General features: G+C 64.3%; 23 protein-coding genes. 11 read left to right on the forward strand and 12 right to left on the reverse strand.

Features of this window, described 5'->3' with window-relative positions; all coding sequences use genetic code 11:
• Positions 1-139: 139 nt before the first annotated feature.
• A complete protein-coding gene (locus LOY54_RS20785) occupies positions 140-1,480 on the reverse strand; it encodes a sensor histidine kinase (protein WP_258607765.1) in 1,341 nt (446 codons plus the stop codon).
• A gap of 1 nt (position 1,481) precedes the next feature.
• A complete protein-coding gene (locus tag LOY54_RS20790) occupies positions 1,482-2,198 on the reverse strand; it encodes a response regulator transcription factor (protein ID WP_045195578.1) in 717 nt (238 codons plus the stop codon).
• Positions 2,199-2,411: 213 nt separating this feature from the next.
• On the opposite strand from LOY54_RS20790, the gene LOY54_RS20795 reads away from it, so the two are divergent.
• From LOY54_RS20795 to LOY54_RS20810, 4 genes are all read left to right on the forward strand, one after another.
• Positions 2,412-5,165 (forward strand): response regulator, encoded by a 2,754-nt coding sequence (locus LOY54_RS20795; protein ID WP_045195580.1) that lies wholly within the window; start codon positions 2,412-2,414, stop codon positions 5,163-5,165.
• Positions 5,166-5,241: 76 nt separating this feature from the next.
• Positions 5,242-6,231 (forward strand): 2-hydroxyacid dehydrogenase, encoded by a 990-nt coding sequence (locus LOY54_RS20800; RefSeq protein ID WP_195884840.1) that lies wholly within the window; start codon positions 5,242-5,244, stop codon positions 6,229-6,231.
• 31 nt (positions 6,232-6,262) lie between these two features.
• Positions 6,263-6,700, forward strand: coding sequence for a hypothetical protein (locus LOY54_RS20805; RefSeq protein ID WP_045195583.1), 438 nt, complete (start codon positions 6,263-6,265; stop codon positions 6,698-6,700).
• Positions 6,697-7,101, forward strand: a complete 405-nt coding sequence (locus LOY54_RS20810) for an META domain-containing protein (protein WP_408980531.1) — start codon at positions 6,697-6,699, stop codon at positions 7,099-7,101. The genes LOY54_RS20805 and LOY54_RS20810 overlap by 4 nt, the downstream gene beginning before the upstream one ends.
• A gap of 88 nt (positions 7,102-7,189) precedes the next feature.
• Here the strand turns inward: LOY54_RS20810 and LOY54_RS20815 are convergent, their stop codons facing one another.
• Positions 7,190-7,654, reverse strand: a complete 465-nt coding sequence (locus tag LOY54_RS20815; protein WP_093380276.1) for a TlpA disulfide reductase family protein — start codon at positions 7,652-7,654, stop codon at positions 7,190-7,192.
• 86 nt (positions 7,655-7,740) lie between these two features.
• On the opposite strand from LOY54_RS20815, the gene arsC reads away from it, so the two are divergent.
• The 3 genes from arsC to LOY54_RS20830 are packed head-to-tail and all read left to right on the forward strand — an operon-like array spanning position 7,741 to position 9,105.
• The gene (gene arsC, locus LOY54_RS20820; RefSeq protein ID WP_093380273.1) at positions 7,741-8,094 is read left to right on the forward strand and encodes an arsenate reductase (glutaredoxin); all 354 of its coding nucleotides are present in this window, start codon (positions 7,741-7,743) and stop codon (positions 8,092-8,094) included.
• Entirely contained in the window at positions 8,091-8,696 is a 606-nt protein-coding gene (wrbA, locus tag LOY54_RS20825) for an NAD(P)H:quinone oxidoreductase (RefSeq protein WP_093380271.1), read from the forward strand. Before arsC ends, wrbA begins: the two co-directional genes overlap by 4 nt.
• Positions 8,689-9,105 (forward strand): DUF2069 domain-containing protein, encoded by a 417-nt coding sequence (locus LOY54_RS20830; RefSeq protein WP_093380269.1) that lies wholly within the window; start codon positions 8,689-8,691, stop codon positions 9,103-9,105. Before wrbA ends, LOY54_RS20830 begins: the two co-directional genes overlap by 8 nt.
• A gap of 97 nt (positions 9,106-9,202) precedes the next feature.
• On the opposite strand, the gene LOY54_RS20835 is transcribed toward LOY54_RS20830, so the two are convergent.
• The gene (locus LOY54_RS20835) at positions 9,203-9,874 is read right to left on the reverse strand and encodes a DNA-3-methyladenine glycosylase I (protein WP_258607770.1); all 672 of its coding nucleotides are present in this window, start codon (positions 9,872-9,874) and stop codon (positions 9,203-9,205) included.
• A gap of 5 nt (positions 9,875-9,879) precedes the next feature.
• On the reverse strand, positions 9,880-10,704 hold the full coding sequence (gene ttcA / locus LOY54_RS20840; RefSeq protein ID WP_038993896.1) for a tRNA 2-thiocytidine(32) synthetase TtcA: 825 nt from the start codon (positions 10,702-10,704) through the stop codon (positions 9,880-9,882).
• A gap of 267 nt (positions 10,705-10,971) precedes the next feature.
• Between ttcA and LOY54_RS20845 the strand changes: the two genes are divergently transcribed.
• Both LOY54_RS20845 and LOY54_RS20850 read left to right on the forward strand, forming a co-directional pair.
• Complete coding sequence (locus LOY54_RS20845; RefSeq protein ID WP_093380265.1) at positions 10,972-11,571, forward strand: Yip1 family protein; 600 nt, start codon at positions 10,972-10,974, stop codon at positions 11,569-11,571.
• Between the two features lie 138 nt (positions 11,572-11,709).
• The gene (locus LOY54_RS20850) at positions 11,710-12,204 is read left to right on the forward strand and encodes a SprT family zinc-dependent metalloprotease (protein ID WP_045195598.1); all 495 of its coding nucleotides are present in this window, start codon (positions 11,710-11,712) and stop codon (positions 12,202-12,204) included.
• 123 nt (positions 12,205-12,327) lie between these two features.
• Here the strand turns inward: LOY54_RS20850 and LOY54_RS20855 are convergent, their stop codons facing one another.
• The 4 genes from LOY54_RS20855 to LOY54_RS20870 form a co-directional block, all read right to left on the reverse strand.
• Complete coding sequence (locus LOY54_RS20855; protein ID WP_045195599.1) at positions 12,328-13,650, reverse strand: dicarboxylate/amino acid:cation symporter; 1,323 nt, start codon at positions 13,648-13,650, stop codon at positions 12,328-12,330.
• Positions 13,651-13,921: 271 nt separating this feature from the next.
• Complete coding sequence (locus tag LOY54_RS20860) at positions 13,922-15,277, reverse strand: ATP-binding protein (protein ID WP_258607772.1); 1,356 nt, start codon at positions 15,275-15,277, stop codon at positions 13,922-13,924.
• Entirely contained in the window at positions 15,274-15,951 is a 678-nt protein-coding gene (locus LOY54_RS20865; RefSeq protein ID WP_045195602.1) for a response regulator, read from the reverse strand. Before LOY54_RS20865 ends, LOY54_RS20860 begins: the two co-directional genes overlap by 4 nt.
• A 114-nt stretch (positions 15,952-16,065) precedes the next feature.
• Entirely contained in the window at positions 16,066-16,668 is a 603-nt protein-coding gene (locus LOY54_RS20870; RefSeq protein ID WP_045195603.1) for an outer membrane protein, read from the reverse strand.
• 142 nt (positions 16,669-16,810) lie between these two features.
• Here LOY54_RS20870 and LOY54_RS20875 point away from each other — a divergent pair, with 142 nt between their 5' ends.
• Positions 16,811-17,608: a dienelactone hydrolase family protein gene (locus LOY54_RS20875; RefSeq protein WP_258607774.1), complete on the forward strand. Its 798-nt coding sequence runs from the start codon at positions 16,811-16,813 to the stop codon at positions 17,606-17,608.
• A gap of 116 nt (positions 17,609-17,724) precedes the next feature.
• Complete coding sequence (locus LOY54_RS20880) at positions 17,725-18,426, forward strand: 4'-phosphopantetheinyl transferase (protein WP_258607776.1); 702 nt, start codon at positions 17,725-17,727, stop codon at positions 18,424-18,426.
• A gap of 3 nt (positions 18,427-18,429) precedes the next feature.
• Here LOY54_RS20880 and fhuF read toward each other — a convergent pair whose 3' ends face one another.
• The 3 genes from fhuF to LOY54_RS20895 are packed head-to-tail and all read right to left on the reverse strand — an operon-like array spanning position 18,430 to position 21,298.
• Entirely contained in the window at positions 18,430-18,966 is a 537-nt protein-coding gene (gene fhuF, locus LOY54_RS20885) for a siderophore-iron reductase FhuF (protein WP_258607778.1), read from the reverse strand.
• Positions 18,963-20,579: an ATP-binding protein gene (locus LOY54_RS20890; protein WP_258607780.1), complete on the reverse strand. Its 1,617-nt coding sequence runs from the start codon at positions 20,577-20,579 to the stop codon at positions 18,963-18,965. The genes fhuF and LOY54_RS20890 overlap by 4 nt, the downstream gene beginning before the upstream one ends.
• Positions 20,576-21,298, reverse strand: a complete 723-nt coding sequence (locus LOY54_RS20895) for a response regulator transcription factor (RefSeq protein ID WP_258607782.1) — start codon at positions 21,296-21,298, stop codon at positions 20,576-20,578. Before LOY54_RS20895 ends, LOY54_RS20890 begins: the two co-directional genes overlap by 4 nt.
• Positions 21,299-21,672 lie beyond the last annotated feature (374 nt).

Consider the following 21,672-nt stretch of genomic DNA (forward strand, 5'->3'; position numbering starts at 1 on the left):
TCATACCGGCAAACGGGATTTGCCCATATCACGCAATGTGTTGGGGTTATAGCTGCGAGCTATAAGCTGGGATTGCGGAGCCTGTTGCGGCCCTATCGGGGGTCAAGTCGGGTCGCCGCACCGCCGCACACAAAGGAGATCACACTGCTGGCAGCTGCATGTTCAGGCGCAAGCCCTGCCCGGTGTTCTGCGCCCACAAGCGCCCGCCCTGGCGGACCACGGCATTGCGGGCAATGCTCAGGCCCAGCCCGAAGCCACCATCGCCGGGGCGCGATCCGTCCAGGCGGGTAAAGGGTGCGAAAATGCGCTCCAGCTCGCTTTCGGCGACGCCACCACCCTGGTCTTCCAGCCAGATCAGCCAGGTATCGCCCTGGCGCCGCCCGTCCAGACGGATCACCCCCGTGGCCGAGGAATGCCGAATGGCATTGCGCAGGATGTTCTCCAGGGCCTGGGCCAGGCTGTTGAGGTTGCCTTGCACCCAGCACGAGGCATCCAGCCCGCAGCGCAGTTGCGCGGCCGGCCAGGCACTTTCGTAGCAGGCATCCTCGGCGAGCATTTCCCACAGGGCCTGGACCTGGATCGGCTCCTTGCTCAATGGCGCCCGCTCGGTATCGAGCCAGGCCAGTTGCAGGGCGTCTTCAACCAGATGCTGCATGCAGTCGATTTCACGGCCCAGGCGTACGCGTAGCTGTTCGGCATCCGCCTCGCTGTCGCAGGCCACGCGCAAGCGGCTCAAGGGCGTGCGCAGCTCGTGGGAAAGGTCGCGCAACAGCTGCTGTTGCAAGGCCACCGTGCCTTGCAGGCGTTCGGCCATGTCGTCGAAAGCGCGGCCCAGTTCGCCCAGTTCATCCTGGCGGCTGGTAGTGCTGCTGGCGACCCGCGCCGAGAGCTGGTCGGCGCGCCAGGCATTGGCCTGCTCGCGCAACTGGATCAGCGGCACAACCAGCATGCGGTAGAGGCCTACGCACAACAGCAAGGTAAACAGCCCGGGGATGATGCCGTTGGTCACCACTCGCCATAGCACCCGGTACTGCCCCGGCGCCAGGCGCTGCGGCAGCTCCATGACCAGGGTGCCCAAATGTGGCTGTTGCGGGAACGGCAGGCGCATCCACGGCATGCCGATCGCGCGCGGGCTTACTGGCCAGTCGATGCCGCGCAGAAAGGTCAGGCGCCGGCTTTCAGCCTCGTTGAGCGGCGTGCTGCTCAACGACTGCAGGTTCGGGCCGATCACCCCGACCCAGCCGCTTTCCTTTTCACCCACCGCCGCCAGCCAGGCGTCGATACCGGCCTGCCCGCCTTGCAGCCAGGCCTGCTCGGCATCGCTGGCATAGCCTTGCAGGATGCTTTTGGCCTGTTCGGAAAGGAAGGCGTTCTGGGTGTCCATGTGCCGGCCCCAGGTCCAGCTCAGGCCGATCATCAGCAGGCAGAAGCCCACCAGCAGGATCGCCAGTTTCCAGAACACGGAATGACGATTGGGCACCTCAATGCACCTCGACGCTACTGAGCACGTAGCCCTTGCCCCACACCGTGCGCACCTCGCGCTCCAGGTAGCCGATGGCCTTGAGCTTGCGGCGGATCTGGCTGACGTGCATGTCCAGGCTGCGATCGTGGCGAGCATAGCCGCGCTGCAACACCTGCTGATAAAGGAAGGCCTTGCTCAACACCTCTTCATCGCTGCGCTGCAGGGTGTCGAGCAGGCGGTACTCGCTGAGGGTCAGCCCCGCCCACTGCTGGCCATAACAGACATCGCTGGCCTCTTCGTCGAAGCGCAGTTCACCGGCCAGCATCGCAGCCGGTTGCTGGTGGCGCCGCTCCAGCGCTACCCGGCGCAGAATCGCTTCGATGCGAACCTGCAGCTCGACCATACTGAAGGGCTTGGGCAGGTAGTCATCGGCGCCCCGCTTGAAACCGCTGATGCGGTCGGCCTCGGCGCCCAGCGCCGACATCAGGATCACCGGCGTCGAGCTGCTTTTGCGCAACTGCGCCAGTACATCCAGGCCGTTGAGGCCGGGCAGCAGGATATCCATCAGCACCACATCAAAGCGGCTGCTCTGCGCGACCTGCAGGCCCTCCTTGCCATTCTGGCACCAGGTGACCTTGAAGCCGCCGCGTTGCAGCTCTTCGCGCAGGTAGGCACCCAGGACCGGATCGTCCTCGATGGCAAGGATGTTGGAGGTGCTAATAGATACAGGAGTCATTGGCCGATGCTAGCAATTCTCAATCACGCGATTATTCGGCATTCCCCGTGCACAGGCAACCGCAGCTCGACCAAAGCCCCGGTTATCCTTGGCAATCGACAAAAGCAGATACAAATGAGTGCATTACGCGAGTAGGCGCGGTACTTTTCCGACTTGGTCCGTCAGCAGGAGCTGGCGGAGGCTTACAGCGCTTACCGGGCACAGGAGAGTGGCGTGCTGAATAGATTGGGGATCAGAAGCCGCGTGCTGTTGCTCGCCTTGTTGCCAGCCGGCCTGATGGCGCTGGTGCTGGGCGGCTACTTCACCTGGTTGCAGCAGAGCGAGCTGCAGACCCAACTGCTGCAACGCGGCAAGATGATTGCCGAGCAACTGGCCCCGCTGGTGGCGCCGGCCCTGGCGCGGCACGACCCGGCGCAGCTGGAGCGCATTGCCGCCCAGGCCCTGGAGCAGTCCGATGTGCGTGCCGTGGCTTTTCTCGGCCCCGACCGCAACGCCCTGGCCCACGCCGGCCCGAGCATGCTCAACCAGGCGCCCACCGGTGGCGGCACGCAGTTGCTGCAGCGCACCGGCAATGACGCCACCCGTTACTTGCTGCCGGTGTTCGGCCGCCACCGCGACCTGGCCGGCGAGCTGATTCCCGGCGAAGCCGATCGCCTGCTCGGCTGGGTGGAAATCGAGCTGTCCCACGACGGCACCCTGCTGCGCGGCTACCGCAGCCTGTTTACCAGCCTGCTGCTGATTTTCCTCGGCCTGGCCGCCACCGCCCTGCTGGCCCTGCGCATGAGCCGCACGATCAACGGCCCGATCGGCCAGATCAAATACGCAGTCACCCAGTTGAAAGACGGCAACCTCGAAGAACGCTTGCCGGCAATGGGCAGTTACGAGCTTGATGAACTGGCTGCGGGGATCAACCGTATGGCCGAAACCCTGCACAACGCCCATGAAGAGCTGCAGCACAGCATCGACCAGGCCACCGAAGACGTGCGCCAGAACCTGGAAACCATCGAGATCCAGAACATCGAGCTGGACATGGCGCGCAAGGAGGCCCTGGAGGCCAGCCGGATCAAGTCCGAGTTCCTCGCCAACATGAGCCATGAAATCCGTACGCCGCTGAACGGCATTCTCGGTTTCACCCATTTACTGCAAAAAAGCGAACTGACCCCGCGCCAGCTCGACTACCTGGGCACCATCGAAAAGTCCGCCGGCAGCCTCTTGGGCATCATCAACGAGATCCTCGATTTCTCCAAGATCGAGGCCGGCAAGCTGGTGCTCGACAGCATTCCGTTCAACCTGCGCGACCTGATCCAGGACACCCTGACCATCCTCGCCCCGGCGGCCCACGCCAAACAGCTGGAGCTGGTCAGCCTGGTGTACCGCGATACACCGCTGTCGCTGGTTGGCGACCCGCTGCGGCTCAAGCAGATCCTTACCAACCTGGTCAGCAACGCCATCAAGTTCACCCGCGAGGGCACCATCGTCGCCCGGGCCATGCTCGAGGACGAGCGCGAAGACAGCGTGCAGTTGCGCATCAGCGTTCAGGACACCGGCATCGGCTTGTCCAGCCAGGATGTGCGGGCACTGTTCCAGGCCTTCAGCCAGGCCGACAACTCGCTGTCGCGCCAACCCGGTGGCACAGGCCTGGGCCTGGTGATTTCCAAGCGCCTGATCGAACAGATGGGCGGTGAGATCGGCGTCGACAGTACGCCCGGCGAAGGCTCGCAGTTCTGGATCAGCCTGAGCCTGCCCAAGGCCCGCGACGACGCCGAAGACCTGCCAACGCAACCGCTGGTGGGCCGCCGCGTAGCAATTGTCGACAGCCACGAGCTGGCGCGCCAGGCCCTGGAGCATCAACTGGAAGACTGTGGCCTGAGCGTCAGCCTGTACACCACGGTCGAACAACTGCTGCATGCGGTCGAAGCCGCCAGCCTGGCCGGGCAACCCTTCGAGCTGGCGGTGCTTGGGGTCAACCTCGACAGCCTCTCGCCGGAGCGCCTCGGTCAGTACATCCAGCAACTGGAAAACCTCGCCTGCCAGGCCCTGGTGCTGTGCCCGACCACCGAACAGGCGCTGTACCACCCTTACCTGCCCAATGCCCACGGCCAGTTGCAGGCCAAGCCTGCCTGCACGCGCAAATTGCGCCGGGCCCTGGTCGAGATGGTCCAGCCGCGGCGCCCGGGCAGCGAGAGCAAGCCGGTGTCCGACCAGCCGTTGCCGAAGGTGCTGTGCGTCGACGACAACCCGGCCAACCTGCTGCTGGTGCAAACCCTGCTCGAAGACCTGGGTGCCGAAGTGCTGGCGGTCGACAGCGGCTATGCGGCGGTTCAGGCGGTGCAGGACGAGCGCTTCGACCTGGTGCTGATGGACGTGCAGATGCCCGGCATGGACGGGCGCGAATGCACCGAGCAGATCCGCCAGTGGGAAACCAGCCAGAGCGGCCCGGCGCTGCCAATCGTGGCACTGACCGCCCACGCCATGGCCAACGAAAAGCGCGCCCTGCTGCACAGCGGCATGGACGACTACCTGACCAAACCGATCAGCGAGCGCCAACTGGCCCAGGTGGTGCTCAAATGGACCGGCATGGCCCTCGGTGCGCCGCGCCCGGAACGCCCGCTGGAGCGCACGCCGGACAGCAGCGAACTGAAGGTGCTCGACCCCGAGGAAGGCCTGCGCCTGGCTGCCGGCAAGCCGGACCTGGCCGCCGACATGCTGGCGATGCTGCTGGCGTCGCTGGAGTCCGACCGCGAAGCGATTCGTGTCGCCCGCGAGGCAGCCGACCGCAATGGCATGATCGAGCGCGTGCACCGCCTCAATGGCGCCTCGCGCTACTGCGGGGTGCCGCAACTGCGCGCCGCCTGCCAACGCAGTGAAACCTTGCTCAAACAGGATGACCCACAGGCGCCGCAAGCGCTGGACGAACTGGACCGGGCCATCACCCGGCTGACTGCCCAGGCGCGCATGAGCGCCTGAACCCTGGCTGACCTGGGGCAAGGCCCGATCCTTGCCCCTTGGTTAAACTTTCAGGCAAAGCCTTCAGGAACATCCCATGCGCGTATTGTTTTTCAGCAGCCAGACCTACGACCAGGACAGCTTCACCAGCGCGGCACCGGCGCCAGAGATTGAGCTGCACTTTCAACCGGCGCGCCTTACCGAAGACACCGCGCCGCTGGCGGCCGGCCACGAAGTGGTCTGCGCCTTCATCAATGACGACCTTGGCGCTGCGGTACTGGAGCGCCTGGCGGCCGCTGGCACGCGCCTGATCGCCCTGCGCTCGGCCGGCTACAACCACGTCGACCTGGCCGCCGCCAAACGCCTGGGCCTGGCCGTGGTACGGGTGCCGGCCTACTCACCACATGCCGTGGCCGAGCATGCGGTGGCGCTGATCCTGGCCCTCAACCGGCGCCTGCACCGGGCCTACAACCGCACCCGCGAAGGCGACTTCACCTTGCACGGCCTGACCGGCTTCGACCTGCACGGCAAGACCGTCGGCGTGGTCGGTACCGGGCAGATCGGCGCGGCCTTTGCGCGGATCATGGCCGGTTTCGGTTGCCAGTTGCTGGCCTACGACCCCTACCCCAACCCCGACCTGCTGGCGCTCGGGGCACGCTACCTGAGCCTGCCGGAGTTGCTGCGCCAGGCCCAGGTCATCAGCCTGCACTGCCCGCTGACCGACGACACCCGCCACTTGATCAACGCCCAGAGCCTGGCCGACCTGCAACCCGGGGCCATGCTGATCAATACCGGCCGCGGCGCCCTGGTCGACACGCCGGCGCTGATCGAGGCGCTGAAAAGCGGCCAGCTCGGCTACCTGGGCCTGGATGTCTATGAAGAGGAAGCCCAGCTGTTCTTCGAAGACCGCTCCGACCTGCCCTTGCAGGACGACGTGCTGGCGCGGCTGCTGACCTTCCCCAATGTCATCGTCACCGCCCACCAGGCCTTCCTCACCCGTGAAGCGCTGGCGGCCATCGCCGCCACCACCCTGGACAACATAAGCCGCTGGGCGGCAGGCAATCCGCAGAACTTGGTCGAGGGTTGATGCTAGGATACGCGGCAGATTTGGAGGACCCATGGTCGAACACGATTTCCGCTACACCCTGTTTAACCCGCAACACACCCTGATCGAGTGCCGCGCCCTGGTGCCAGGCCGCTATCAAGTGACCGGCAACGGCGGCTCGATCCAGAAGAACGACGTTCTGCTGGTGACCCTCAAGGGCAGCAAGGACTTGTCCATGCGCCTGACCGTGGAGTCGGTGCGCCACTTGATCAACCCGACCGGCCAATGGGTCGCGGTAGCCAGCGGCCCGGTGTTCGGCGAACTGGCGATCCACACCTGGGAGGTCAACTGCGACAGCTGCCAGGCCGCCCTGAGCTTCGAATTCGCGGTCGACGCCAAACTGGGTAAAAAAGCCCAGCAACCGGCCGCCAGCGCACGCATCGCCGAGCTTGGCTGGATCAGCCGCGGCGACAAACACCTGTGCCCGAAATGCAAGGAGACGGCCCAGTGAAAACGCTGTTGCTCTCAGCCCTGATCGGCACTGCCCTGCTGGGTTGCGCCGCCGAGCCGATGAAGCTGGAACAGGAACGCAGCTACCTGCTGGAGTGGATTGGCGAACGTCCGCTGATGGACTACAGCCACCTGACCCTGACCCTGGCTGCCGACGGCCGCGCCTATGGCAACGGCGGCTGCAACCACTGGTTCGCGCCGTACCAGCTGGAAGGCGACAAGCTGAGCTTCGGCAAGGTCGGCAGTACCCGCAAGCTGTGTGCGCCGGCGCTGATGGAGCAGGAAAAACGCTTCCTGCAGGCGCTGGAAACCGTGCAGCGCTGGGATATCTCGCCGATCGAGCAAGTGCGCTTCTGGCCCGCCGAGGGCAAGCCGCTGCGTTTCTGGCCTGAGGAGGGGTGACTTAAGCGGCAAGCCACAAGCTTCAAGCCGCAAGTAAGAGCAGACTGAACGCGCTCTGGCTCTATCTTGCAGCTTGCAGCTTGAGCCGTCAGGCGCCTTTCAGCGCCTTGATCTTCTGGTTCAGGCCCTCCAGCGTCTGCTCGCCCAGCAATTGCTCACGCACCTTGCCCTTGTCATCGATGATGTAGGTCACCGGCAAGGCTTCGCTGCGCGGCAATTGGTAACGCTCGGCCGGGTCGCTGGCCAGTACGGTGAAGCCGATACCCAGGGCTTCGCTGGCCTTTTTCAGGTCTTCACCCTGCAGGCCGTCGAAGTTCACCCCCACTACCTGCACGCCCTGCCCCTGCCATTGTTTGGCCGCGGCGTTGAGTTCGGGAATTTCGATACGGCACGGGCCGCACCATTCCGCCCAGTAGTTGAGCACCAGCCAGTGCCCTTCAATCTGCTCGGCTTTCACTGCCTGGCCGTGCTGGTCCAGGCCGTAATCTGCACCGCAACCGCCGAGCAACAGGCTCGCGGTGATGGCCAGTGCTGCTGCCAAACGCCTTGTCATGGGTCAATCCTTCTCGAAGATTCAAGCAAAATGCGAAGTCGCTGCGGTTAGAATAGCCGCCACACCCTGCTGGATGCGACCCGAACATGACTGACCTGACCCTCTATCACAATCCGCGCTGCTCCAAATCCCGTGGCGCCCTGGAGCTGCTCGAAGCCCGCGGCCTGGCCCCGACCGTGGTGCGCTACCTGGAAACCCCGCCGACCGCCGGCGAGCTCAAGGCCCTGCTCGGCAAGCTTGGCATCAGTGCCCGCCAGCTGCTGCGCAGCGGTGAAGACGAATACAAGACGCTCAACCTGGCCGATGCCAGCCTCAGCGAGGCGCAGTTGATCGAGGCCATGGTCCAGCACCCGAAGCTGATCGAGCGGCCGATCCTGATTGCCGGCGATAAAGCCGCGATCGGCCGGCCACCAGAGAAGGTGCTGGAGATCCTGCCGTGAGCGCGCCGTATATCCTGATCCTGTTCTACAGCCGCCACGGCTCGACCAGCGAGATGGCCCGGCAGATTGCCCGCGGCGTCGAGATGGCCGGCCTTGAGGCACGTATCCGCACGGTACCGGCGATTTCCACCGAGTGCGAAGCCGTCGCCCCGGACATCCCCGACACCGGCGCCCTGTATGCCAGCCTCGACGACCTGCGCCACTGCTCGGGCCTGGCCCTGGGCAGCCCGACGCGCTTTGGCAACATGGCCGCACCGCTCAAGTACTTCATCGACGGCACCAGCAGCCTGTGGCTGAGCGGCGGCCTGGTCGGCAAGCCAGCGGCGGCGTTCACCTCCACCGCCAGCCTGCACGGCGGCCAGGAATCGACCCTGCTGTCGATGCTATTGCCGCTGATGCACCACGGCATGCTGATCATGGGCCTGCCCTACAGCGAGTCGGCATTGCTGGAAACCCGTGGCGGCGGTACGCCCTATGGCGCCAGCCACCATGCCGGCGCCGACGGCAAGCGCGACCTGGATGCCGACGAAATCGCCCTGTGCCGCGCCCTGGGCCAGCGTCTGGCGTCTACCGCCAAACTACTGGAGAACGGCCGTGGCTAAAAAGCCCAAGGTATTGCCGTCGCTCGAATGGCTGGCGCCGCGCCTGCGCCTGACCCGGGCGCTGAGCCTGGCGAGCTTTTTCGGCCTGGTCGCCCTGCTGACCCTGAACAACCTGCTGTTCGCCGACCTTCATGGTGCGCGGGTCGGGGTGATCCTGGCGATCGAGCTGGTGCCGCTGGCCCTGCTGCTGCCGGGCATGCTGCTGGGCAACGCCCGCGCCCATGCCTGGACCTGCTTTGTGGTCAACCTGTACTTCATCAAGGGCGTGCTCGCCGCCTTCGACCCGGCGCGGGCGCTGTTCGGCTGGCTGGAAGTGGCGATCAGCCTTGCGCTGTTCGTCAGTGCCTTGCTGTATGTGCGCTGGCGCTTTCAGTATGAGCGGCGGTTGGCCGGAGAAGGTTCGCACTAGGCGGTGAGTTCATCGCGGGGCAAGTCGGGTCGCCGCACCGCCGCTCCCACAGGGTTTTGCGGGAGTTGGCTTGCCAGCGATGGCGGCACCAGCGATTTCAGTGATTGACGGTGTGCGCCAGCATCACCGACAGCTGGCACAGCGGCCGCCCGCTCTGCGCATGCCACTGGTTGAAGGCTTCCTGCACCAGGGCCAGGTCGCGCTGGCTGGTCGGCGGCTTGTCGATGATGTCCTGGGCGATCAGCGCCGCGGCCATGTCATTGGTGGGGATGAAGGTGTCCTTGCCGCACATGCGCAAGAAACGCGGCGCCGACAGCCCGCCCAGCTGGCTGCCATGCTTGGCCAGGTACTTCCACAGACCGACGATGTCGGTCACCGGCCAGTCGGCAATGAACGCGCCAAAGCTGCCGTGCTGCTTCTCGATGTCGAGGATCATCTGCGCATTGCGCGGCACGCTCTTGAGCTTGCCCAGGTGGCGGATGATGCGCGTGTCCTGCATCAGCCGCTCCAGGTGCTCGGCACCCATCAGCACGACCTTTTGCGGGTCGAAGCCGAAAAACACTTGCTCGAAGGCCGGCCACTTGGCGTCCACCAGGCTGTGCTTCAAGCCGGCGCGAAACACCCGCAAGGCCAGGGTCGACAGGTAGCGGTCGGCGCCAATCTCACGCAACTGCTCAGGGCTTTTCGCCTGGGGCAGGTGCGCTTCGAGGGCGGCGGCCGAGCCGAAGCGGTTCAGGCAATACTCATGCAGCCATTGGTAATCGCGCATGGCCGTCAGATGTTCAGCACGTCGACAAAGCGCGGGGTGGCGGTTTCGTCGATCTTCAGGCTGGTGAAGTCGAACAGGTTGCGGTCAGCCAGCTGCGACGGCACCACGTTCTGCAGGCCACGGAAGATGTTCTCGGTACGCCCCGGGGTCTTGCGCTCCCACTCCACCAGCATGTCCTTGACCACCTGGCGCTGCAGGTTTTCCTGGGAGCCGCAGAGGTTGCACGGGATGATCGGGAATTCCTTCATGTCCGAGTAGGCCTGGATGTCCTTCTCGCTGCAGTAGGCCAGCGGGCGGATTACCACGTTGCGCCCGTCGTCGGCACGCAGCTTGGGCGGCATGGCCTTGAGGGTGCCGTTGAAGAACATGTTGAGGAAGAAAGTCTCGACGATGTCGTCGCGGTGATGCCCCAGGGCCATCTTGGTCGCGCCGATTTCGTCGGCGAAGGTGTACAGGGTGCCACGGCGCAGGCGCGAGCACAGCGAGCAGGTGGTCTTGCCCTCCGGGATCAGTTCCTTGACCACCGAGTAGGTGTCTTTCTCGACGATGTGGTACTCGACACCGAGCGCCTCGAGGTAGGCCGGCAGCACGTGCTCGGGAAAGCCCGGCTGCTTCTGGTCCATGTTCACCGCGACGATGTCGAACTTGATCGGCGCCACTTTCTGCAGGTGCAGCAGAACATCGAGCATGGTGTAGCTGTCTTTGCCGCCGGACAGGCAGACCATGACCTTGTCACCGTCTTCGATCATGTTGAAGTCAGTGATGGCTTCGCCGGCGAGACGACGCAGGCGTTTTTGCAGTTTGTTCTGGTTGACCGAAAGGGTGCCCATAGCGCTTGGAATCCGCGAGGTGTGACAAAAGCCGAGCATTTTACCCTTAAACCGCCAGTGGGCGTAGGCCAATCCGATAAAGACTGCATCGTGATTAAGCACGGCCCTGACAGCGCGATTTGCTCTAAAAAGCCGGCTTTATGCGGCGAACGCCTTCCTATACTGCGACATAAGGCCACACAAAGGTGACCTCCAACCTCTGGCCCAGACTTGGGGCCGCAAGCGCTCCGCTGGGGGGCGATGGCAACAACGAAAGGAGTGACCGGCATGATCCATCACGTTGTTGGGCTATTTACCCATCCCGATCAGGAATGGAAAGAAATACGCGGTGAAGAAGAAAGCATAAGCCACATGTACCTGACCCACACGCTGATCCTCGCCGCGATCCCGGCGGTTTCGGCGTTTATCGGCACCACCCAGGTCGGCTGGGTCATCGGCGATCGCGCGCCGGTCATGCTGACCCAGGAAAGCGCGCTGTGGATGACCATCATGTCTTACCTGGCCATGCTCGGCGGCGTGGCGGTGATGGGCGCGTTCATCCACTGGATGGCCCGCACCTACGATGCCAACCCAAGCCTGGCGCGCTGCATCGCCTTTGCCACCTACACCGCGACGCCCCTGTTCGTCGGCGGCCTGGCGGCGCTGTACCCGCACCTGTGGCTGGGCATGATCGTCGGCACCGCAGCGGTGTGCTACACGGTGTACCTGCTGTATGTCGGCTTGCCGACCTTCATGAACATTCCTTCCGATGAGGGCTTTCTGTTCTCGAGTTCGGTACTGGCGGTAGGGCTGGTGGTGCTGGTCGCCATCATGGCCTTCACCGTGATTGTCTGGGGACTGGGCGTGGGGCCCGTCTACACCAACTGACCTGCATTATTAGAAACAGCAACATAGGTGCACTCACCATCAGGCCGCCGCAAGGCGGCCTGATACTGTGCGCTGACAGGTGGCTCGGCAGCGCCGCCGCGGTTGCGGCATAATTGTCGGCCAGGAGTGTTCCCCGATATGCCCGAACTGCTCAAATCCCGCGTCGAAACCTGTTACCAGCAAGCCGAAACCTTTTTCAAACGGCCCTTCCCGCGCCCCGAAGTCAGCTTCAAGCTGCGCGGCCAGAAGGCCGGCGTCGCGCACCTGCACGAGAACCTGCTGCGCTTCAACCTGCAGCTGTACCGCGAAAACAGCGAAGACTTCCTCAAGCAGACCGTACCCCACGAGGTCGCCCACCTGGTGGCCCACCAACTGTTTGGCGAGCGTATCCAGCCCCATGGCGAGGAATGGCAACTGATCATGCGCGGCGTGTACGAGCTGCCGCCACACCGCTGCCACAACTACGCGGTCAAACGCCGCACGGTCACCCGCTACATCTACCGCTGCCCGTGCGCTGGCAGCGACTTCCCGTTCTCGGCGCAACGCCACAGCCTGGTGCGCCAGGGGCGGCGCTACCTGTGCCGGCGCTGTCGCCATACCCTGGTGTATAGCGGCGAGACCCGGGTGGAATAAAGCATCGCGGGGCAAGCCCGCTCCCACCCCATCTGCAGGAGCGGGCTTGCCCCGCGATGAAGCCCCCGCAGACACAAAAAAGCCCATCCGAAGATGGGCTTTTTGCATTACAGCGCCTGCCTGTTAGCGAGCAGGGCCTTCAGCCACACCGAGGTCATCCATCGGGCGGGTGTCGGTCAGCGGCGAGCCGCCGGACGCCAGCTCGGCGTGCAGCTTGTCTTCGTCCAGCTCCTTGACCCACTTGGCCACGACCACGGTGGCCACAGCGTTGCCGATCAGGTTGGTCAGGGCGCGGGCTTCGGACATGAAACGGTCGATGCCAAGGATCAGCGCGAGGCCTGCAACCGGCAGGTGGCCAACGGCCGACAGGGTTGCGGCGAGGACGATGAAGCCACTACCGGTAACGCCGGCAGCACCTTTGGAAGCCACCAGCAGCACCAGCAGCAGGGTGATCTGGTGGGTGATGTCCATGGTGGTATCGGTGGCCTGGGCGATGAACACCGCGGCCATGGTCAGGTAGATCGAGGTGCCGTCGAGGTTGAACGAGTAGCCGGTCGGGATCACCAGGCCAACCACGGATTTCTTCGCGCCCAGACGCTCCATCTTGGTCAGCATGCGTGGCAGCGCCGACTCCGAGGAGGAGGTACCGAGAACGATCATCAGCTCTTCACGGATGTAGCGGATCAGCTTGAGGATGCTGAAACCGTGGGCGCGGGCGATACCGCCGAGCACCACCAGGATGAACAGCACGCAGGTGACGTAGAAGCAGATCATCAGCTGGCCCAGTTGCACCAGCGAACCGACGCCGTACTGGCCGATGGTGAAGGCCATGGCACCGAAGGCACCGACCGGCGCCAGCTTCATGATCATGTTGATGATGTTGAACATGACATGGGCGAAGCGGTCGATCAGGTCCAGCAGCGGCTTGCCGTAGGCACCCAGGCGATGCAGGGCGAAGCCGAAGATCACCGAGAACATCAGCACTTGCAGGATGTCGCCGTTGGCGAAGGCGCCGACCACGGTGTTGGGGATGATGTTGAGCAGGAAGCCGACGGTGGTCTGCTGCGCGCCGGCGGCGGCGTAAGCGGCCACGCTGCTGGCGTTGAGGGTGCTGACATCGATGTGCATGCCGGCGCCAGGCTTGACCACGTTGACCACCACCAGGCCGATGATCAGGGCGATGGTCGAGACGATTTCGAAGTAGAGCAGCGCGTAGCCACCGGTCTTGCCGACCGACTTCATGTTCTGCATGCCGGCGATGCCGCTGACCACGGTACAGAAGATGATCGGGGCGATGACCATTTTGATCAGTTTGACGAACCCGTCACCCAGTGGCTTCAGGGCCACGCCGGTTTCAGGGTAGTAATGGCCCAGCAGGATACCGATGGTGATCGCTACTAACACCTGGATATACAGCGATTTGTACAGTGGCTGACGCGTCGTCATGGCTAATTCCTCAAGGGTACCGGCTCATCCTTCCCAGGATGCGGGGTACCTAAAGCGCGAACCCTCCTGCACTGGAGGGATTTGTTGTGTCGAGCTGCCTGGCAGAACTCTGATGAGTCCATAGCAAGCCCGATGCCAAAATGCGCTTTAACGGTGCAAGCCCCGGTTTTACGGGGCTGCGATGCACAAAGAGGTTGCAGGTCGAGGGGCTGGGGTTGGCGGATTTCCGCACGCCATGCAAAGGTTTGTGACAATGATGGCGGTAATCCGCCTAGGTATTTCGCTCCAGCTCAAAACGGATGCGAAAGGCCGCACCGCCCAGCGGCGAGTCATCGAGGGTCAGGGTGGCGTCGTAGCTTTCGATGATGTCCTTGACCACCGCCAGGCCAATGCCCTGCCCCGGGTTCTGCCGGTCGAGGCGCTCGCCACGCTGGAGGATGCGTTCGCGCTGGTCGGGCGGCACGCCCGGGCCATCGTCCTCGATGCACAGCACCACCTGTACGGCGGTGGCTTGCAGGCTGATGCGTACCTGGCCCAGGCACAGGCGGTAGGCGTTCTCCAGCAGGTTGCCGAGCAGCTCGAGCAAGGCGCCCTGCTCCATGGGCACCATGGCGTTGGCCGGCACGTCCACGCTGATGTGCACATGTTTGTCGCGGTAGACCTTGGCCAGGGTGCTGCACAGGCTGTCGAGCAATGGTCGCAACTGCACCTGGTGGCGCACCAGGCCGCTCTTGCGCAGGCTGGCGCGCTGCAACTGGTAGTCGATCTGCTGGCTCATGCGCTCGATCTGGCTTTGCAGCACCCGCGCCTGCTCACGGTCTTCGCGGCGCTGGGCCATGCTCTCACTGACGCCCTGGAGCACGGTCAACGGGGTTTTCAGGCTGTGGGCCAGGTCGCCGAGCGAATCCCGATAGCGCCGGCGCTGCTCGCGTTCGCTGCGCAGCAGGCGGTTGAGCGAGTCGGTCAGGCGCAGCAACTCCCGCGGGTGCTCACCGCTCAGGCCTTCGCGGGCACCGGATTCGACATCATCAAGCTCGCGACTCATCTGCCGCAGCGAACGCAGGCCCCAGGTCAGCCCGGCCCATAGCAGCACCAGCAACGCCAGCAATGCCGCGCCAAAGCCCAGGTAGAGTTTTTCGCGCAGCCCGTCGAGGGTGTGCTGGTATTCACGCACCGGTTGCAGGGCGACGATGCTGAAGGCGGCGGTCTTGCCGCCAAGCAGCTTGACCTCGACGTCGTAGACGAAGAACTCCTCGCCGTTGTCCTGGCGAATCCGCGCAAATTCGTTGCCGCGCCCGTCGTAGCGCGGGGTGTAGTTGATGTTCTCGTCCGCCGTGGCCCGTGAGCGCCACACCAGGTTGCCCTGGCGGTCGTAGATGTAGCCGAGCAGGCGGCTGTCGGGCAGGTTGAATTTCTCGTCGGGCAACAGCACCGGCATCTGCAGGTTGCCTTTCTCGATGCGCGCGGCGGAAATCAAGGTAGTGACGTCCGAGGCCAGGCGCTGCTCGATCGATTCCTGCAAGGCCAGGCTGAAGGCCTTCTGCAAGGCCGGCAGCAAGCCGAGCATGAACAGCAGCGCCAGCACCGCAGCCGCCAGCATCAAGCGCAGTCGTAACGAACGGATCATCGGCAACGCTCGGTGAACAGATAACCCAGGCCGCGCACGGTATCGATCGGCTTGAAGCCGTTGCTGCCCTCAAGCTTGCGCCGCAGGCGGCCGACCAGCACTTCTATGACATTCGGGTCGCGCTCGTCATCGTCCGGGTACAGCTGCTCCATCAGGCGGTCCTTGGCCACCACCTGCTGGTGATGCCGCATCAGGTACTCGAGGATGCGGTATTCATAAGCGGTCAGCGCCAGGGGTTGTTCGTCGAGGGTGGCCTGTTTGCGATTGAGGTCGAGCACCAGGGGACCGGCAGCGATGGTCGACTGGGTAAAGCCGCTGGAGCGGCGCAGCAAAGCGTTGAGACGGGCTTCGAGTTCTTCGAACTGAAAGGGTTTGACCACATAGTCGTCGGCGCCGGCGGCCAGGCCTTCGACCTTGTCCTGCCAGTTACCACGGGCGGTGAGGATCAGGATCGGGAAACTCTTGCCCTGGGAACGCAATTGGCGGATCAGGTCGAGCCCGCTCATGCCCGGCAGGCCCAGGTCGATCACCGCCAGGTCATGGTTGAACTGCTCGGCCTGGTACAGGGCCTCCTCGGCATCGGCCACCGCTTCGACCACATGCCCGCTTTCCGTCAAGCGGCTGTACAAGTGATGACGCAAGAGTGCCTCATCCTCGACCACCAGCAGTTTCATACGCTCCTCCAGACCCGTGCCGGCCTTCATTGGCCAGTCAAATTTGTAGACGAATGCAGAATAACAGCGAACCGGCCGTGCGCATGCAGGCCGGTTCGGACATCGCCAGGCGACTTAGAACGCGTAGTTGGCCGACAGGTAGGTCTGGGCGCTGCTGTTCAGGCGCAGGCTGCCGACTTTCGGACCGTCATGCTCGGACAACTCGGTGCTGGCGTTGCTGCGCAGGTAACGGTAGCCCAGTTCCACCGAGGCATTGTCGCTGACTTGCTGCAGCACGCCGGCTTGCAGGCCGATGGCGTAGCCGGTGTCGGTGTCGCGGCTGTAGCCGGAGGATTCCATGCTCATCTTGGTCAGGCCGGCGCTGGCGCCACCGAACAGCTTGGTGGTGTTGCCCAGCGGGTAGAACATGTCGTAGCTGCCCAGGAGGTTTTCCTGGCGTACTTTCAGGCCGCTGTGGTCGTTGGAGACGTTGTCATAAGTCAGGTAGTAGCGGCCCTGGTCGTTCATCTGGCCGACGCGGATGCCGTAGGTGCTGTCCTTGCTGATGATGCCGTCGGTGTTCAGGTGATCAGTGTTGCGGGTCAACAGGCCGGACTTTTTCATCTTGTCGCTGGTCTGACCATAAGTGACGCCGGCGAAGGTGGTGTCAGCGGCCTGGGCGGCGGCGCTGGCGCCAAGGAAAGCAACGGTGAGCAGCAGGGTGTTGAGCTTTTTCATCGTGTGGTACTCCAGGTGATGCACTGTGTTGGTGTGGAAGCTAGAGTAAGCAAGCCCTCCTGAACCGCCGCTGAACCCTGGCTGAACCTCGGCTGAACAGCTGCACTGAGAGCAAAACCGACTGCAATCAAGGAGTACGACCATGCGTTGTCTGCTCGCTCTGGCCCTGATCGGTGCCGCCAGCCTGGCCCAGGCGGCGGTGCAAACCCGTGAGATTCCCTACCAGGATGCCGATGGCAAGCGCCTGGTCGGCTATTACGCCTACGACGACGCCGCCGAGGGCAAACGCCCGGGCGTGGTGGTGGTGCATGAATGGTGGGGGCTCAACGACTATGCCAAACGCCGCGCCCGCGACCTTGCCGGGCTTGGCTACAGCGCCCTGGCCATCGACATGTATGGCGACGGCAAGCACACCGAGCACCCGGCCGATGCCCAGGCGTTCATGGCTGCCGCGCTGAAAGACCCGAGCGCGGCAGCTAAGCGCTTCGATGCCGGGGTTGAACTGCTCAAGCTTCAGCCACAGACCGATAAAGAGCAGATCGCCGCCATCGGTTACTGTTTCGGCGGCAAGGTGGTGCTCGACGCCGCGCGCCGTGGTGAAGCGCTGGCCGGGGTGGCCAGCTTCCATGGTGCGCTGGTCACCAACACGCCGGCGACAGACGGCAGCGTCAAGGCCAAAGTGCTGGTAGAGCATGGCGCCAGCGACAGCATGGTGACCGCGGAGCAGGTGGAAAAATTCAAGGAAGAAATGCACGCAGCCGGGGCGACCTATGAGTTCGTCAGCATTCCCGGTGCCAAGCACGGCTTTACCAACCCCGATGCCGACCGCCTCAGCCATGGCGAGCATGGCGGGCCGGATATTGGCTACAACAAGGCGGCGGATGAAAGCTCGTGGGCGGATCTGCAGGCGTTCTTCAAGAAGATCTTCAATAACGGTTGACCCCTGTAGGAGCGGGCTTGACCCACGATTGCGGTGTGTCTGTTACACCGCAATCGCGGGTCAAGCCCGCTCCTACGCAGTGGCACGCCGGCAGCAGCCACGGCACAATACCGGCCATGAACCGACTGCCCACCTGCTGCGCCCCGCTTCTGCACCACTGGCCCCTGCCGCGTCCGGTCCCCGGCGCGATCCTGGTCAGTTGCCCGTTCGACCCCGCCCTGCTTGCCAGCGACGACTTCGCTCGCGCCGGTATCGAGCAAACCGCCAGCCTGCAACGCTCGGTGGCCAAGCGCCAGGCCGAGTACCTGGCCGGCCGGGTGTGTGCCCGCGCCGCCTTGATGCAGCTCGATGGCCGCGACTATGTCCCCGGCACCGATGAAGACCGCGCGCCGATCTGGCCGGCCGGCATCTGCGGCTCGATCACCCACGGCAAAGGCTGGGCCGCCGCCGTGGTGGCGCGCAGCAGCGATTGCCAGGGCCTGGGCCTGGACCAGGAATGCCTGCTCAGCGACGAGCGCGCCGAACGCCTGGCCCGGGAGATTCTTACCGACGCCGAACTGCAGCGTATGGACCCCAGCCAGGTAGGCCTGACCGTGACCCTGACCTTCTCGCTGAAGGAAAGCCTGTTCAAGGCGCTCTACCCGATCGTCAAGCAGCGCTTCTATTTCGAGCATGCCCAAGTGCTGGAGTGGTCCGCAGACGGCCATGCGCGCCTGCGCCTGCTGACCGACCTGTCGGCGCACTGGCACCACGGCCGGGAGCTTGAGGGGCAGTTCTGCCTGCAGGATGACCAGCTGTTGAGCCTGATCAGCGTCTGAGTTTCAGGGCAGCAACGGGCAATGCTCGCAATGCCCGACCCAGTCGACCTTGTAACTCAGGCAGCAGGTGCGGCGCCGACGCAGTCCTCGAGCATCCTGGCTGACGGCGGCATACAAAGGGCTGCCGGGCGTTGACAGCAGCACCTGCAAGCCTGAGCTGTCGCCACTGCCTTGCAGCAGTTGATCCAGGCAATCACCGGCATTGCCCCACAACACCGCCGTTGCCAGCGCGCCCCGCTCGGCCAGGCGCGCAACCAGCGGTTGCAGATGCTCAGCCAGCAGGTCCTGGCAGGGGGCGCCGTCGGCGATCAGCGCAAGCGGCAAGCCGCGCTCATCCAGCAGCAGCGATGTCTGGCTGAAAGCCGCCAGGTTTGCGCCCTCGCGCAACGTCCGCCAGAGCAGCGCGAAGTAGTACTTGGACCACTGCGAGACCAGCACCGGCCGCTGCGCTGGCATCAGTTCGGGGCCATACAATGCCAGCAGCAAGGCATCGAAGCAGGCTTCGTCGAGCAACGCCTGCAGGGCGATCGGCGAACTCATGCGCCGTCCTGGTTGCGCGGCCAGTTGAGGCTGAAGCAGGCGCCGCCCAGGCGCTCGCTGCGCCCCACAGACGCCCGCCCGCCATGCCAGTAAATGATCCGCCGCACGATCGACAAGCCCAGGCCATGCCCGCCAGAGGCACGCGTGCGGCTGTCGTCGAGGCGGGTAAAGGGGGTGAAGATGCGCTCCCAGACGCTTTCCGGCACGCCGGGGCCATCGTCCTCGACATCGATCCGGCACCGTTGCAGGCCCAGCTGATAGCTGAGGCTGACCTGTGATTCGGCGTGGCGCATGGCATTGCTGACCAGGTTCTGCAGCGCCCGGTGCAGGTAGCGCGGCTCGGCCTCGACCCACGGCCCCTGCCCGTCCGGACCCTTTTCGCCGCCCTGGCAGGGACCGCGCAGCACCCGTACCTCGCGGCGCAGCGGCGCCAGCTCGGCGATCACCTGGTCGAGCAAGGCATCCAGGTCGACGCGCTGAAAATGCAGGGCCGGCGCGCCCTGCTCCAGGCGCGCGTAGGTGAGCATCTCATCGACCAGCTTGTCGAGGTCCTGGATATCACCGTCCATGCCGGTCAGGTACTTGTCCCGGGCCTGGTCATTACTGGCGCTGGCGATCATCTCCAGGCCAAAGCGCAAGCGCGCAACCGGCGTGCGCAGCTCGTGAGACACCGCCCGCACCAGCTCGCGCTGGATGGTCAGCGAGCGCTGCAGGTGTTCGGCCATGCCGTTGAACGCTGCGGCCAGGCGCCCGACCGAGTCGGCGTCGTCGGCCGCCACGCGGGTTTCCAGGCTGCCCTGAGCGATCAGCGTTGCCGCGGCCTCAAGCCCCGACAGGCGCCGCTCCAGCTGGCGCACCAACAGGTAGACGATCAGGCCGATCAGGCACAGGCCCAGCACCGCAATCAGTACCAGCAACTGCGGCGGATAGGGGTTCATCTGGTACAGCGGGCCGATTTCCAGTACCCAGGGCGTGCCGACCAGGCCGGCGAACACGCGGATCGAGTCACCGTCCTTGCCCAGGGCCATCACCGTGTCGCCTTCATCGATGCGCCGGCGCTGGTCTTCGTCCATGTCGGTCTGATTGACCCGCTGCAGGCGCAGGTCGAAGCCAAAACCCTTGCTCTGCTTGAGGGCGGCCAGGCGCTGGGGCTGCTCGGCCACCGGGTAGCGCACCAGTTCATCGGCGAGCAGATAAATAGTGGCGCGGGCCAGTTGCTCGCTGATCTGCTGCACTTCACCGACCAGCAGCAAATCCTGATCACCGACCTGGCGCAGCACCTTGGCCGCGTGCGGGCCGGTCTTCTCGACCAGTACCTGCCCACGCTGCAAGCCGCTGCGCTGGCTACCGTCCAGCGCAGTACTGCTCAGCGCCTGCAACTCCAGGGGAATCCCCAGCAGGCGCTCCCATATCAACAGCGCGCGCTTGCGCTCGACAGCATCCAGCGGCGCCAGGCTGTCAGCCATCAGGGTAAAGGTGCCGTGGGCCAGGCGTTCGCGGTACTGGCCGGCGCGCACCTCGTTGAGCAGGTGCAGGCTGAGCACGCCAAGCACCGCCACCAGCACCAGGGCGGCGAGCATGCCGCCATAGATGCGCAAAAAGATCGAGTTCATGGCACCTGGCCCATGGCTTGGGCCGCTTCACGAACGAACAGGTAGCCTTTGCTGCGGATGGTCTTGATCATCCGCGGGTGCTCCGGGTCGTCGCCTATTTTCGGGCGGATGCGCGAAATACGCACATCAATGGAGCGGTCCTGGCCGTCATAGCCGACGCCGCGCAGGGAGGTGAAGATCTCCTCGCGCGACAAGGTGCGCCCGGCGTTGCTTACCAGCAGCCATAAAAGGTCGAACTCGGCGCTGGTCAGTTCGATGCCGCTGTCGTACAGCCAGGCCTCGCGCAAGGTGTTATCGACCCGCAACGGGCCAAACTGCAAAGCTTGCGGTACTTGCGGCTCGGCCACAGCCTCGCTGCGCCGCAGCAGGGCGTTGATACGCGCCAGCAGCAAGCGCGGGCGCACCGGCTTGCACACGTAGTCGTCGGCGCCCAGGTCCAGGCCCTGGACCTGGTCGAGGTCGTCGCTGCGCGCGGTGAGCATCAGGATCGGCCCGGGGTACTGCTTGCGCACCTTGCGGCAGATACTCAGGCCGTCCTCGCCAGGCAGCATCAGGTCGAGGATCACCAGGTCGGGCTGCTCGGCGATGATTCGCGCCGCCGCCCGGGCGCCATCGCCCTCCACGTCCACGACAAAGCCATTGGCCTGCAGGTATTCACGGGTCAGGTCAGCCAGCCGCTGGTCATCCTCGACGATCAATACCCGACTGCTCTGCTCCACGGCTCACCTCAACAGCTTGTTGTTATAAAGAGTGCCCAGATCACCAAAAGGCAACATTGGCCCCGGATACTACGTCGGGCACCGGCGCCTGCCAACCGCCGTTACCCGCAGTAAAAAACCAGTGGGCAAGGCGCTCGGACAAGCCGATTTTTTGTGATAGGGTTCGCGCCCGCAAAATCCGCCTGCGACCCTTTGCCCCGCGAAAAAATCGGTGACGGGCGGTCATTGCGCGCTAAGACGCGGCCTACAAGGGGTTGAGTGAAATCACTCACAAAATACGCACAAGTTATCCACAGACCGCGACCTTGCATTACCCCCAAGACCGCATTATCTTGTATCCCAAGCGAAACAAAACACTACATCTTGGGGTTTCC

This window comes from Pseudomonas sp. B21-032 (genome assembly GCF_024748965.1).
Classification (GTDB): domain Bacteria; phylum Pseudomonadota; class Gammaproteobacteria; order Pseudomonadales; family Pseudomonadaceae; genus Aquipseudomonas.

Bases quoted from the DNA above. Each gene is read 5' to 3' on its own strand.
- LOY54_RS20865 (WP_045195602.1), bottom strand. From the start codon at position 15,951: ATGAAACTGCTGGTGGTCGAGGATGAGGCACTCTTGCGTCATCACTTG.
- LOY54_RS20835 (WP_258607770.1), bottom strand. From the start codon at position 9,874: ATGCGCGATTACCAATGGCTGCATGAGTATTGCCTGAACCGCTTCGGC.
- LOY54_RS20800 (WP_195884840.1), top strand. From the start codon at position 5,242: ATGCGCGTATTGTTTTTCAGCAGCCAGACCTACGACCAGGACAGCTTC.
- LOY54_RS20805 (WP_045195583.1), top strand. From the start codon at position 6,263: ATGGTCGAACACGATTTCCGCTACACCCTGTTTAACCCGCAACACACC.
- LOY54_RS20880 (WP_258607776.1), top strand. From the start codon at position 17,725: ATGAACCGACTGCCCACCTGCTGCGCCCCGCTTCTGCACCACTGGCCC.
- LOY54_RS20890 (WP_258607780.1), bottom strand. From the start codon at position 20,579: ATGAACTCGATCTTTTTGCGCATCTATGGCGGCATGCTCGCCGCCCTG.
- LOY54_RS20815 (WP_093380276.1), bottom strand. From the start codon at position 7,654: ATGACAAGGCGTTTGGCAGCAGCACTGGCCATCACCGCGAGCCTGTTG.
- LOY54_RS20850 (WP_045195598.1), top strand. From the start codon at position 11,710: ATGCCCGAACTGCTCAAATCCCGCGTCGAAACCTGTTACCAGCAAGCC.
- LOY54_RS20855 (WP_045195599.1), bottom strand. From the start codon at position 13,650: ATGACGACGCGTCAGCCACTGTACAAATCGCTGTATATCCAGGTGTTA.
- arsC (WP_093380273.1), top strand. From the start codon at position 7,741: ATGACTGACCTGACCCTCTATCACAATCCGCGCTGCTCCAAATCCCGT.
- LOY54_RS20860 (WP_258607772.1), bottom strand. From the start codon at position 15,277: ATGATCCGTTCGTTACGACTGCGCTTGATGCTGGCGGCTGCGGTGCTG.
- LOY54_RS20790 (WP_045195578.1), bottom strand. From the start codon at position 2,198: ATGACTCCTGTATCTATTAGCACCTCCAACATCCTTGCCATCGAGGAC.
- LOY54_RS20845 (WP_093380265.1), top strand. From the start codon at position 10,972: ATGATCCATCACGTTGTTGGGCTATTTACCCATCCCGATCAGGAATGG.
- fhuF (WP_258607778.1), bottom strand. From the start codon at position 18,966: ATGAGTTCGCCGATCGCCCTGCAGGCGTTGCTCGACGAAGCCTGCTTC.
- ttcA (WP_038993896.1), bottom strand. From the start codon at position 10,704: ATGGGCACCCTTTCGGTCAACCAGAACAAACTGCAAAAACGCCTGCGT.
- LOY54_RS20875 (WP_258607774.1), top strand. From the start codon at position 16,811: ATGCGTTGTCTGCTCGCTCTGGCCCTGATCGGTGCCGCCAGCCTGGCC.
- LOY54_RS20870 (WP_045195603.1), bottom strand. From the start codon at position 16,668: ATGAAAAAGCTCAACACCCTGCTGCTCACCGTTGCTTTCCTTGGCGCC.